The sequence below is a fragment of the Companilactobacillus mindensis DSM 14500 genome, from assembly GCF_001434275.1.
GTDB lineage: Bacteria > Bacillota > Bacilli > Lactobacillales > Lactobacillaceae > Companilactobacillus > Companilactobacillus mindensis.
This window is the reverse complement of record NZ_AZEZ01000048.1, coordinates 15,903-29,872: the sequence shown is the minus strand read 5'-3', so window position 1 is coordinate 29,872 and position 13,970 is coordinate 15,903. Positions and strand designations below refer to the sequence as shown.

The 13,970-nt window shown below is 39.0% G+C and carries 9 protein-coding genes and 1 pseudogene; 3 read left to right on the top strand and 7 right to left on the bottom strand.

Features of this window, described 5'->3' with window-relative positions:
• Positions 1 to 470 precede the first annotated feature (470 nt).
• From FD29_RS04995 to FD29_RS04965, 7 genes and pseudogenes are all read right to left on the bottom strand, one after another.
• Entirely contained in the window at positions 471 to 1,313 is an 843-nt protein-coding gene (locus FD29_RS04995) for an alpha/beta fold hydrolase (RefSeq protein WP_057887860.1), read from the bottom strand.
• A 128-nt stretch (positions 1,314 to 1,441) separates the two neighbouring features.
• Positions 1,442 to 2,860, bottom strand: a pseudogene (locus tag FD29_RS04990) (C69 family dipeptidase).
• Positions 2,861 to 2,945: 85 nt separating this feature from the next.
• A complete protein-coding gene (locus tag FD29_RS04985) occupies positions 2,946 to 3,287 on the bottom strand; it encodes a hypothetical protein (RefSeq protein ID WP_057887859.1) in 342 nt (113 codons plus the stop codon).
• Positions 3,288 to 3,448: 161 nt separating this feature from the next.
• Entirely contained in the window at positions 3,449 to 4,141 is a 693-nt protein-coding gene (locus FD29_RS04980; protein ID WP_057887858.1) for a DPBB and LysM peptidoglycan-binding domain-containing protein, read from the bottom strand.
• A 348-nt stretch (positions 4,142 to 4,489) separates the two neighbouring features.
• Positions 4,490 to 6,025: a gluconokinase gene (gntK, locus tag FD29_RS04975; RefSeq protein WP_057887857.1), complete on the bottom strand. Its 1,536-nt coding sequence runs from the start codon at positions 6,023 to 6,025 to the stop codon at positions 4,490 to 4,492.
• 70 nt (positions 6,026 to 6,095) lie between these two features.
• Positions 6,096 to 6,635: a GNAT family N-acetyltransferase gene (locus FD29_RS04970; RefSeq protein ID WP_057887856.1), complete on the bottom strand. Its 540-nt coding sequence runs from the start codon at positions 6,633 to 6,635 to the stop codon at positions 6,096 to 6,098.
• 84 nt (positions 6,636 to 6,719) lie between these two features.
• A complete protein-coding gene (locus FD29_RS04965; RefSeq protein ID WP_057887855.1) occupies positions 6,720 to 8,687 on the bottom strand; it encodes a PTS sugar transporter subunit IIABC in 1,968 nt (655 codons plus the stop codon).
• A 205-nt stretch (positions 8,688 to 8,892) separates the two neighbouring features.
• Between FD29_RS04965 and FD29_RS11760 the strand changes: the two genes are divergently transcribed.
• From FD29_RS11760 to FD29_RS04955, 3 genes are all read left to right on the top strand, one after another.
• Positions 8,893 to 10,449 carry a glycoside hydrolase family 65 protein gene (locus FD29_RS11760; RefSeq protein WP_268872004.1) on the top strand — a complete coding sequence of 519 codons (1,557 nt, stop codon included), beginning with the start codon at positions 8,893 to 8,895 and terminating at the stop codon, positions 10,447 to 10,449.
• On the top strand, positions 10,413 to 11,585 hold the full coding sequence (locus FD29_RS11755) for a glycosyl hydrolase family 65 domain-containing protein (RefSeq protein ID WP_268872003.1): 1,173 nt from the start codon (positions 10,413 to 10,415) through the stop codon (positions 11,583 to 11,585). The genes FD29_RS11760 and FD29_RS11755 overlap by 37 nt, the downstream gene beginning before the upstream one ends.
• Before the next feature lie 757 nt (positions 11,586 to 12,342).
• Entirely contained in the window at positions 12,343 to 13,707 is a 1,365-nt protein-coding gene (locus FD29_RS04955; RefSeq protein ID WP_057887854.1) for an MATE family efflux transporter, read from the top strand.
• Positions 13,708 to 13,970: the final 263 nt, after the last annotated feature.

Here is a 13,970-nt window from a genome sequence, read left to right as displayed (position 1 = left end):
ACAGTGGACTTTCGCCACCAAGTTAGCGCCCATGCCGGGCGCACTACTAAAATAGGTCATCCAGCTGATTTTTGGATGGCCTATTAGTATATCTAAATAATTGTTATGTAACCAAAGTTGAAAAAGAACCCAGATTGAGAATCAAGGGGTATTTTGGATTGTACAGTTGTTACACTATGAGTTACAAAAGCTAAACGGTTTGTTTCACTCTCTTGCGATTCATTTTGGCCAAGCAATATACATGGCTAACAAGACATTTAACATCCCAATGAAATAAAGAAATTTGGCACCGGTGTTATTTTTGGTATGCGTTCCTGATATCAAAAGGAAAAGTCCTAGAATAAAAACTATTGCCATTAGTAAAAAATTCATTCCATCACCTATTTTTTTCGATTTAATATTTATTATTATTAATATAAAGAAAAAATGTGACGAAAGAATGAATTAGTTATGTAGTTTCTATTGCCTTTCTAATCTCTGACCCACCAAAAATGTTCAATATCATGTAAGACTTTGGGATTACGACGGGTCAAAGCACTGTGCTCAGCTCTTGGGCCGGTGAACAGGCGAGCTTGATACGTCTGATGTGGTCCTTTAAAGACTCTTCGCAATGATCTAGCAGAAGAGACCGGCACTGCTTTGTCAAAATGATCTTCTGGGCTCAGCTGCCCCATAATGTTTAACTCTCTAACGTGTAAATTCTGCATCGTTGAATCAGGTCTAGTATAGCTGCGAAAATCCTTATTCAACTGATTTGAATAACGCCAATCGTTACGGCGATAAATATCTCGGTTCAGAACTTGCATTGGTGCCGCAATATTAACTAATGAATCGATCTGTGGTTGATTTTTCTTCTGACTGTAATTTTCCAAATAGTACATAATGGCATTATTGCCCCACGAATGTGCTACGGCGTTAAAACGTGTCACACCATATTTTTGATGCAACAACTTCAAGATCGAATCGATCCATTTGGCCGTGTGATGGTAATCTGATTCATGGTTGTTGACAAATAATACTTGCATTTCAGGATTCTTAGCTGACTTTTTCCAAGTACCATACGTTTTGACTTTTCCTTTAGGATTAACTACGATCGTCAAAGTCCGAGTTGCATAGCCGTCTCTTTGAGCTTGATCAATCAAATAATCCATCGAATGGACCGTGCCACCGAAACCATGAAAGAACAAGGTTGGAATCTGGCGTTTAGGTGCTTGAGTAGTGCTGGCAGCAACCGCTTGAGTCGAAACGACACTGCCCATTAACACCAACATCGTCAAAAATATTACTTCAATTAATAAGTTGCGTTTTTTCATAAAAACCACCAAATTAGATTTATTACCAAAGTTTAAAACTATTTTTGACTTAGTCAACTAAAAAATATTTTGAACTAAAAAAACTATAACCGAAAATTTCAAATCGGTTATAGCTTTTATTGATTCAATTATAAATTCTGACCCTTTTCCCAAGTGGTCTTGGAGAGGTTCAAACCTTGTTTAACGATACTGTCGAATAATTTATGCGTCCGTTTAGAAATTTCACCAGCGGTCTCCAAATTACTCTTCGTCAAGTATTCGGAAACATCCCCGGCAATATTTTCATCGGTAGCCTCAACTCGTTGACGTGCATATGATTGACATGCATCAAGATAAGCATTGACAGTTTCGGCATATTCGTGGAAATGTGGCTCGATCAACACTGATAGAGTCTTTTCTAACCAGTAGACATTGTCGACCGAAACGTCGTTAGTAGTATTCTTGTAGTCTTCTGGCGTATCAGTAATATTAGTAAAGAATGGCACGTAAGGACTGTATGCAAAGAATCCTAAGGCAATCCATTGAATAGCTGCGTGGTCGTCGTCAACATCATTTCTGATTTGCAAAATTGATGAAGCTTGATTACGATCCATTGCAATAGAACGGAATTGGCGTTGTTCTTCTTTAGTTCCAGAAGCAAAGGTCCCAAATGGATCAAATTTAGTTCCATTGTAGTGTGATGACAAGAAGAACTCGACATCTTCAATGGCAATCTTTTTACTTGGCTTCATAGCCAATTTCATATCCTGACTTGTAGGATCTTGAGTCAATTCTGGATTGAATAACTTTTGGCCATACCATGTCCGTGGCGTGTTGTAATAAGCATCAGCTTCACTTTGAGTTCCAAAGATGTTACGGAAATTGAAGTGACCTGGTTGTGGATTCAAGTGGTGCTTTTCAACGAATTCGACTAAATCAGTTGCGACCAAGAAGTTATCAGTATCGTTAACGTAAACTTCTTGCATCACAGTTTGATTAGGTACGATTGCGTAAGTATCTTCTGGCAAACGCATAGCAGCCCAGTGGTGACCGCCAGCTGTTTCCAAAAGCCAAATTTCATCTTTATCATTAAAGGCAATACTGTTACATTCGCCGGTACCATATTTTTCTAACAAAGCGCCTAAACGTTTGGCACCTTCCTTGGCAGTTTTTACATATGGCAAAACTAAGGTCAACATCGCTTCTTCGTCGATACCATCGTGAACTAGTGGATCATAGCCAAGTACACGGGCATTCGTTGCCGTAGTTTCAGTTGAACTCATACCAACGTTAAACTCGTTAATACCAGCTTCTTCATATTGGCCATCGCTTTGGTCAGCCTAAGGTGTAGCGGTGTAACGATAAGCGTGATCAGGCAACGGCACTTTAACACCTGTAGTTACTGAAGTATAAACTGCATCTTTTTGATCTTTAGCAGCGTGTACAACAAATTTAATTGGATTGATAGGAGCATAGCCGTCTTCGTTACGAGCGACAATTGTCGAACCATCCATACTAGCAGCTTTACCAACTAGAATTTCAGTACAATCAGAACTTGTATTAATCATTTTCGTTCCCCCTCTTTGCTTATAAGTATAGGATTAATATTCTTTATAAGCCAGTAAGATTATTAGACATTTTATAATTTAACGCCTAATGGAACATTGCCCAAGCATTGATCACCGCTCCCAAGCTAAATTTGCGATGTTTATCAAATAAATCATTTATCTGATGCCAAATTTGATTCTGTCTTTCGTTGAAATGATATTTTTTACTCAAGGCCGTCTGATGCATGATGTCATACATGATCTCCAAGCCATCCGGGACTGCTTCAATCTGTCCCTTCAAATCATCCGGTTTGTTGATGGTGATATAGGCTCGGGTAATTTCTTTTCGCAAATGTTTCTGTTCAATCGGAATCAAATTATATAATTCATTGCGCAGTTGGTTCAGTTGATCTAAAAAGGTTTGCGCTTGTTCTTGGTTCATCCCCATGATATCCACCTCGACAGTTAATTCATTTCGTTTTCATCATAAACAGTTCTTATTTTTCTAGCAGCACAAAAAAGAGACTTGAAATTAATCAAGTCTCTCTCAATCGACAAATATTTATATTTATTTTAGTAAAAACGTCTGTTTCTACTACCCTCTAATTATTAAAGTACTTCAACAGAAGCTGTTGTAACACCGTATGAAGGAATTTGGTTATTTGGCATAGCAACGTCTAATTGGTTAGGGTTACTGTATGCAAATGTACCTGTATCATTAACTGTTCTGATCAAGACTGTACCGTCAGAAAGTGTGATTTTAAGTGTTGTACCCTTAGGGAATACTGAAAGGTTAGCAGCAACACCTGAATAACCCATGTTTGAACCTAGTACGGCTGGATCATAGAATGAAATCTTAAATGTTCCTTGTGATGTACCAGTTGTGCTTGTTGTTTGTGTTTGTGTAGCACTTTGAGTTGTTGCAACTTGTGATGTTGTATCTTGAGCTGTTGTTGTTTGTGTTGTTGTATCTTGTTGTGGTGCTTGGTAACTTGTATCTTCAGTAGTTGCTGTTGTATCTGCAACTGGTGTTGATTGTGCTTGTGTTTGTGTAGCACCTGGCAATGTAACTGTTTCACCAGGGAAGATTAAGTCAAATCCGCCAACTTCGCGACCGTTAGCTTGTTCTAGTTCAGCGATTGTTACACCGTTGTTAGCTGCGATACTCTTGTATGTATCCCCTGCTTCAACTTGAACGTGGTTACTGTCGATTGAGACTGCAGCTTGAGCAGTCTTGGCTGTTGCTGAGATTGCTGATAATACTGTAGCACTTACTAAAGCGATAGATAAAACTTTTTTCATGAATTAATTACATCCTTATATTTAAAATTGTTTAGCCCTCATTTGCTATGTTGCATATACTAACAGGTATTTATTACACAACAACTACTGTAAAGTTACAAAAATCCACCTTTCTGTAATAATAGTAATACTATCGAAACAAACAAACGTTCTAGCGTTGGTATATCAAGGTTTTAAATTTCATAAAAAAGGGTATATTTCATGACATATTCTGAAAATTAATTGTTATTTTATTAGTAATCAAGTTATAAAAAGATTAAAAAAAGTGGCATAAACGTTATTATATCAACGTTTATGCCACTTTTTCCATGTAAATGATAATTAGAAACAACTTTTCAAAATAATAACTTAATTACTATGCTTCTTTTGAAATTCGGCAATTTCCTTGTATTCTGGTTCCAAAACTTCCGATACTCGGATCCAAATCGGTAACAATTCTCGATAAACTTCAAAGTTTTTAACATTTGGATGATGAACATCAGTTACGCCGACCATACCTTTGACCGCTGAAAGATCATCAATATATCCCAGAGCATACATTCCCAAAACGGCTGCTCCCAAACAAGAACTTTCAAAACTTTCTGGGATCGTCACGTCTTGCTCAAAGATATCCGCCAACATTTGACGCCACAACTTCGAACGGGCAAAACCACCAGTTGCTTGGATACTCTTAGGTTTCCCAGTAATTTTTTCAATCGTCAACATAACAACGTACAAGTTATAAACGATTCCTTCTAAGGCCGCTCTGACCATGTGGGCTCGAGTGTGTTTGCGTGTTAGGCCAAAGAACGATCCTCGGGCATAAGCGTTCCAAATTGGGGCTCTTTCACCACCCAAATACGGATGGAACAGCAAGCCATCTGAACCGGCGGGAATTTTTTCGGCAATTTGCGTCAAAATATCATACGTTGAAACTTGCATTTGTTCAGCTGTGATCTTCTCAGGAGCAAATAATTGATCTTTGACCCAGCGAAAGACGATACCACCGTTGTTGACCGGCCCACCGACGACCCACTTGTCTTTTGTCAAAGCGTAACAGAACAATTTGCCATCGGGATCAACGACTGGTTTATCGACAACGACTCTGACGGCTCCACTAGTCCCGATTGTTACTGCTACTACTCCAGGATCAATGGCATTGACGCCTAAATTAGACAATACTCCGTCACTTGCGCCAAAGATAAATGGCACATCAGCTGACAATCCTAATAACTCACCATACTTTTGTTTGATGCCAGTAATAGTTGCAGTTGGTTCAACTAATTCTGGCAACTGATTAGCATTGATCTGTAACAAGTCCAAAGCTTGTTTTTCCCACTGTAATTTAAAAATATTGAACATCCCTGTAGCCGAAGCAATTGAATATTCCATTTTATAAACACCAAAGAGTTTGAAGAAAACGTACGTCTTCAAGTCAATGAACTTCTTAGTTTCTTTGAATAACTCTGGTTTCTCATGGCGCAACCAAATAATTTTGGATAAAGGTGCCATCGGGTGGATCGGCGTTCCAGTTTTGGCATAGATCTGAGATCCAATGCCGTTTTTCTTTAGTTCTTCACTGTATTTAGCGGCACGATTGTCGGCCCAAGTAATTGCTCTAGTCAACGGGTGATTGTTTTGATCCATTAAGATCAAACTGTGCATCGCTGAAGAAAAAGATACCCCTTTGATCGATTCGGTATTCACTTTGCTCTTTCTGATCACTTGACCCATTACATTTAAAACGGCCTCAAAAATATCTTCTGGATCTTCCTCGGCCATATCCGGAATATCTTGATAGAGCTTATAGCCGACATTGGCATACGCTAATACTTTTCCCTTCATATCGTAGAGGACGCTCTTTGTACTGGTAGTGCCAATATCAACGCCGATTATGTACTCCATCTTAAAAACTCCTTTTATATAGTAGAAACACATTTAATTGTAAGTAGAAATCGCTGAAAAGTCCATGATTCTACTGGTTATTCTCCGACCACTCGTCACGTAAAACGCCATATTTCATCGAATCATAATATTTGCCTTCATAAAAGCGAACTTGTCTGATCCTGGCTTCTTCTTTCATACCTATCTTTTGAGCCACGTGCATCATCCGATGATCGCCTGACCAAGTTGTTAAGCCTACGTGTGGCAAATCATAAAGATTGAACAAATAACTTATAAATAATTTTAAAGCCTGGCTACCGATGTGTTTGTCCCACATATCCTCAGGATAAATAGTGATACCCATATCTAACCATCTTTTCAAATCGCCATCTTCAAAATTAGCTCCAACCGAACCGACTATCCGGTCATCGTAAGTAATGATCAAACGATTAGGATCATTGATCCAATTCTTATAAGCCAAGACATTGATGAAATCTTCTTTACTAGGTAAATCATCATGGAAATATGGTCCGTTTAACTTAGTCCAAGCAGCATTGGGATCACTAAAGGCAATCTCCCAAAGTTCTTCAACTTCTTCCGGTTTTACCGGTCTAATTTTTATTTCTGACATTATCGATGCCTCCGAAAAATAAAAAGATTTGTCATTATTATATGACAAATCTTTCTACTTAATACAATTATATTGATATCTTAATTAGTTAGTTGCAGCTGGTTCACGACTACCTAATCTTACTTTTTCAACTGCGTGACTGCTTTCAAGATCTTCTTCCTTGAATCCGAAGAGGTATGTACATACGAACGAAACAACAATCGTAGCGGCTGAAGCAATCAAGTAACCTGTGAAACTGCCATCGATTCCTTTAGGATTGATGAATGAAGCAAATCCAATCAAGGAACCAGCAAAGCCCCACATATCAACGTGTAGTAAGCCTGTTAACAAACCACCAACGGCACTACCGATGTTAGCTGTCCAGAATACACGTCCGTATTTCAAGTTAATACCATACATAGCTGGTTCTGTAACACCTGAGAAAGCTGAAAGTGTTGCGGCACCGGCAATTTGTTTCATGTCGATGTTCTTCTTAGTCTTAACGAAGACAGCCATAGCAGCGGCACCTTGAGCAACCATTGTTGCAGAAACGATAGCATTCAAAGCACTGTGTCCAGTCGTAGCAATTTGACTAGCAACAACTGGAATAACGGCCCAGTGTAATCCGAAAATAACCAAGCATTGATAAAATCCACCAATCAACAAGCCAGAGATTGCGGGACTGAATTTCAATAGAGCCACGATACCATTTGCTAAATATGAACTTAACAAAGTAATAATAGGTCCGACAAGTACAATAACAACTGCACTGACAATGAAGACTTCTAGTAAAGGACTGAGAATCATTCTGAGAGACATAACAATGTGTTTCTTGAGCCATGGTTCAACCTTTGATGCCAACCAAGCGGCGGCAATCATTGGGAAAATGGAATAAGTATAGTTAGCGATGTGAATCGGAATACCAAAGAAGTCACCATTGATATTCATTGCGGTACTGCTTGTCTTTGTAGCAACTTGTACCAAAGTTGGATAAGCCAAAACACCACCGATAACACCCATGATGATTTGGTTTGCTCCCAATCTCTTAGCAGCGGTAAATCCAACTAATATAGGAAGGAAATAGAACACTGAATCTCCCATCGCATTGATGATCATATAAGTCGAACTTGTTGGCGAGATCCATTTGGCTGAAACAATTAAAGCTAATAGTCCTTTTAAAATACCTGATGCAGCTAACAACCCGATAACGGGCATCATACTGGCAGTAATAACACCGATTAGAGCACTAAAATAAAACTTTGTCTTTGGCCAAACACCCTTTGGTGCTTTTACCTTTTCTGCCTTCACTTCAGAATCGCCACCGAAACCTGGTCCCAAAGCTTTAACTACGGCGTCAAAAACATCTTCAACTGCTGGTCCAATAACAACTTGATACTGACCACCAGCTTTGGCAACATCCAAAACACCTTTCATATTCTTGATAACTTCGTCGTTAGCTTTGTTGTCATCCTTCAAATAAAAACGTACCCGGGTAATACAGTGGATAACATTTTCAACATTATTAACACCACCAACATTTTTAACAATGTCTTGACCTAATTTGTCATAGTCAACATTCTTTGATGGTTTAGCAGTTGTTTCACCGGGAGCCATCAATTCGACTGTGGCCATCTCGTCACCGGCTTTAACATCACCAGTCTGGACTAGGATCTCTTTGACCATCTTAGCGGTATTCGTAATAGCAACAATAACGTCGGTTACTTTACCCGCTTTTTTGACGGCATCGATATCCATCGTAGCAATCTTATCGCCAGCCTTGACACTGTCGCCTTCTTTAACGAAGAGTTTGAATGGAGCTCCATTCAATTCGACTGTATCAACACCCATGTGAACCAATACCTCAAGCCCATCATCGGTACTGAATCCCACAGTATGCTTAGTTGAAGCTACCAGCATAATTTTACCTGAAACTGGAGCTACAACATCTTGATTTGTTGGAATAACTCCAAAGCCTTCACCCATTGCTTTTTCTGAAAACATTGGATCGTGAACGTCGGAAATGTTCACTGCTTGTCCAGTGACAGGTGCGAGCATTTTAACTGTACCTTTCATAAAAAGCACCTCCTAAATTTAGTAATCGTTTACATATCCACCTATTACTATATTACTTTCCAGCATGTATAAACATCAATTTTGGATATAAATTATTATGAAAAGTAGACTAATCCAATATGTATAGGGTGTATAATATAAAGTGTATGGATATGTTTAAACATATTATGTGTCGCAATTTTGCTTACTTACGGAGGAAATGATTATGAAACCATTGTATTTAAAGATCACCGCTGATCAAATAATGTATTCGAATAACGAAAATACGATTGACGAAAATACTTACAGTTTTAATTCTAAACTTCAGCTCAAACAGAATTTGCAAGCTTTTCGCGACGAATTCTCCGACACTATCGATGTAATTGTTATCACTAATCCAGTTGAGACCATTCTCAAAAAAAATATTATTAATTACCAAAACCAGCCAATCGATTTTGGCAGCGAACTAGAAGATGTCTTCCATCTACCAGTAATCAATATGAAAGATATTGAAGCATCCGATCTCGCCACAGCTACGGCCAACGAAAATGACTACGCTACTTGGCATTTGGATTATTACGGCATCGACCACGGTAAACGCCAATATGGTCAAGAATCGATGCAAACTATTGGTAATGGCTACTTTGGTCTACGTGGAACTTATTTAGAAGCCAAGGCTTGTGACGACAATTATCCCGCTACATACGTAGCTGGCGTCTTCAATCAACTAGCAACGCCAATCAATGGCCGCAACGTGATCAACGAAGATCTCGTCAACCTACCTAATGCGCAGTTCATTACTTTTAGCGTCGATGGTAGCGACTACTTCAAGATCGATGAAAGATATATAAAGGAAGCTTTGCGTTCATTGGATCTCAAAACCGGCGTTTTGACGACTACTCTATTGATTCGTTTGATCGACGGTCGTGAATTGAAGGTCATTGAGAAAAAAGTCGCTGATCTCAAAAATTATCACAATTATTATTTGCAATACTCCATTCAACCATTGAACTTCTCTGGTGAAATCAAAATCGTTACCGAGATCGACGCTTCCGTCACTAATTCCAACGTGGAAAGATATCGCAATTTAGCCAGTAAACATTTAGTCACCGATAAAATTGAAAACAACCAACAAGAAGTGACCTTACTGGCCCACACTTCACAATCAAAGATCGATATCGCTATCAAGACTGGCATCTCGTATCCAAATATCACCGATCCAATCTATGCAATGGACAACCTTTCCAACATTGCTCACCAAACAATCACGTTTGATGCTCAACAAAATCAAACTTATAACTTTGAAAAGTTCGTTACTATCTACACTTCCTTAGAAACCAAAAAACCGGTTGAACAAGCAGCTAATGAACAAGAATTTTTAGCTAATTTTCAAGCTGCCCAAGCACAATCGCAACAAAATTGGCAAAAGATTTGGAACCAGGAAGACGTCGTTATTTCCGGCGATATTACCGCCCAAAAATTACTGCGTCTGAACAGCTTCAGTATGACCAATGCCGCTCAACTCAATGCCAATGCTGACTTGGATGCTTCAGTCGGTTCACGTGGCTTGACCGGTGAAGGTTATCGGGGCCATATTTTCTGGGATGAATTATTCGACATGAACTTCTATATTTTGCACACGCCAGAATTAGTCAAATACTTACTCATGTATCGTTACAATCGTCTCAAAGCTGCTACGCTTCGGCTGATGGTTTCAGTGGAGCAATGTTCCCTTGGTAAAGCGGTATGTATGGTGATGAACAATCCCAAGAAGTTCACTTAAATCCTATAACTAACAAATGGGACCCAGATAACTCCAGAAAACAACGTCACGTTTCCCTAGCTATTGCCTACAATATATTGAATTATTACAACTTAACCAACGACGAAAAATTCTTAGGTGAATATGGTCTAGAAATGTTACTCGATATTACTAAATTCTGGATCGACAAATCCCAACCCGAAGGCGATACTGGCAAATACAGTATTTCAAACGTCATGGGACCGGACGAATTCCACGAAGATTATCCTGGTCAAGAGAATAAAGGCCTCAAAAACAATGCTTACACGAATATCATGGTCAGTTGGCTTTTCAAAAAGGTCAGTGCTTTAATCAAATCACAGCCTGAAGATGTGATCGACAATAATTTGAAACGGGCTAAATTTACTAAAAATGATCTGACCAAGATCGATGACATCCGTCATAACTTGAAGCTCGACTTTGATGGCAACATTTTAGGTCAATTCGAAGGTTATTTCGACTTGAAACGACTCGACTTTGACAAATATCGTCAACAATACGGCAACATTTCCAGAATGGACCGGATCTTGAAGGCTCATCACGACTCCCCTGACAACTATCAAGTTGCTAAACAAGCCGACGCTTTGATGCCTCTGTTCAACATCAAAGAAGCCGATTTCCTAGATATCTTAGCTGATCTAGGCTATCCCATCAGTAATCCTAATAAATTCATCAATGACAATATCAAGTACTACATTGCCAGAACTACCCATGGCTCAACGCTTTCTAGAATCGTCTACTCAATGTTGATGTTAAAAGTTGGCGAAACAAATACTGCCTGGGAATTGTTCTATGAAGCTTTGACCAGCGATTACTATGACATTCAAGGTGGAACGACCGCTGAAGGTATTCACCTTGGTGTCATGGGAGCAACGCTGAATGTGGTCACGTCATTCTTTGCCGGCGTCGATTACCGTGGCAATTTATTAGAGATCACGCCAAACGTTCCTAAACAGTGGCAAAAGATCGAATTCAAGATGATCTTCAAAGGCATTCACTTCGAATTTGAAATTTCGGCCAACGACCTCAGTATCACCGTTGACAAAGATACCGCCGTAATTTTTGACGGTAAAGAATTGCCATTAACTGCCAACCAACAAATCACTTTAACTTATTAATTGAATAAAACTATCCTCCCCCGGATTTTATCTATTAATATGTTTATACTTGCCGTCTTCCATGAAATTACGGCGGATTGCTGGAACGCTGTAAGAACAACTAATGATAGGAAATAAGTCATCTAGGAAAACTAGATGGCTTATTTTAATGCAATCGTATTCAGTTTTTTTTCAACTTTGGTTACATACAATTATTAAGATATACTAATAGGCCATCCAACAAAATCAACTGGATGACCTTTTTAGTATTGCTTTAAATAAACTATAGAATCATTAAATCTACAATACTGTAATTGGCTCTAAGCTGCTTTCACTGCGTTCCAGTGTCCACCAGAATTTCACGGAAAACGGCAGTGAACTAATTCCAAATCATACTCATTGATATTTTTAATAAAACTGCCTATATCAATATCTCAAAGCCCAAAATCCTTAAACCCTCTAGTCTGGAATGGAATTCTGGTGGATGCTCAGCCGTGGTGTCTCTTAGCTGGCGTTTCTCTGCCAGGTTAGAGACAGACAAGCTTGAAGACAATTTTTAAATTGGCTCCAAGTTGCTCTCACTGCGTTCCAGCAATCCGCCGTAATTTCATGGAAGACGGCAGTGAACAACCAAACTTGAAAAAGAATCGTATTCAATTATCTTTAAATCCTTTTTGTACATTTATAACATTAACTTAACTTTTATGTGCTTCTACCCTCATCAATAAATTTAAACATGCTAAAATAGTTATAATCTTTATGAAAGGGATTTTGACATATGATAGATCTAACTAACGGAAGACCTATGAAAGTCATATTTCTGTATACGATTCCTTTATTATTAGGTAACTTTTTCCAACAATTCTACAGTTTTATCGATACGTTGATTGTTGGGAAAACAATCAGTGTTGATGCTTTAGCCAGTGTTGGTGCAACGGGGGGATTAACTGCATTAGTAATCGGATTTGCTCAAGGTATGACTAGTGGTCTGACGATTTTGACTGCTAGGAAATATGGAGCGAATGACGAAAAAGGCGTTCGGCAAAGTTTTGCATCGGGGATTATTATTTCCGTTTGTATCGCGGTAATTTTTACGATTATCGCTTTGTTGATTGCTTATCCTCTACTTGTGGCCATGCAGACGCCAAAAGTTTTGATTCATGATTCATTTATCTTCTTGGAAATAATTTTTGCAGGAATATTTTCTTTTGTCGGTTTCGACTTTTTAGGAAATACAATGCGAGCTCTTGGGGATTCTCGTGTTCCACTCTTCTTCTTGATCGTAAGTACGGTCTTGAACATTCTTTTAGAATTAGTCTTCATTCTTTATCTACACATGGGAGTAGCTGGTGCGGGGTTAGCCACGGTCGTCGCTCAGACCATCACCTTCGTGATCCTCTACTTCTATATTCGGAAGCACATTCCATATTTAATTTTGACAAAAAGCGACTTTAAGATCGATAAAGCTGAGATCAAAGAACTATTGAGCATCAGTTTGCCTATGGGATTTCAGTCTTCGATCATTGCCATCGGATCTATTATTTTACAAGTCATGCTGAATACACTCGGTGCCAACGCCGTAGCTGCTTATACGGTTGCCGGTAGAGTTGAACAGATTGCTACCTTGCCTGCCTTCAGTTTCGGGTTGGCTTTGGTCAATTACACTTCGCAGAACTTAGGTGCTAAAAAGTTTGACCGGATCCTTCAAGGAGTTAAAGCTGGTATCACTGTTTCAGTCGGTTCCAGTTTAGTCATTGGTGGTTTCTTGATTGCCTTTGGTCGCAGTATTTCACACTTGTTCATGAATGGTAGTCAAGAAGCAGTCTTACATTTGGTTCAAATTTACTACTGGTTCAACGGTTCAACTTACTTTATCCTGTCGATTCTCTTTATCGTCAGATATACGCTCCAAGGTCTGGGCAATCAAAAAGCCCCTACCATTGCTGGAATTGCCGAGCTATTGATGCGGGTCTTTGCCGGAATCGTTTTGATCAAATTCTTTGGTTTCTACGGTGCCGCATTGGCCAACCCACTAGCTTGGACTGGTTCAGTTCTAGTCTTAGTAAGCACTTGGAATATTGAACTCAAAAAACTCAGAGCTAAAAAGAATTTGTTGGGCGACGATACTTTAGGAACTGATTGAATTTTCACATTATAACTAATCGTAGGAAAGAGTCTAGGACAAAACATAGCTTTTTCCGTTTAACAAAAAGACGTCTCTGATTCGAAATGCTGAATCAGAGGCGTCTTTGCGTTAATACTCGAAAGCTGACCACGTTTTATCCTGCTCTTTTAAATTAATTGGCGGAATTCCCATGACTTTAGTCGTGGGATGGACAGCCTATTTTTTTGTGATTTTCGGTTGCTGTAAGAACGTAGGTTCGTATATAATCATGTTGCGAAGGC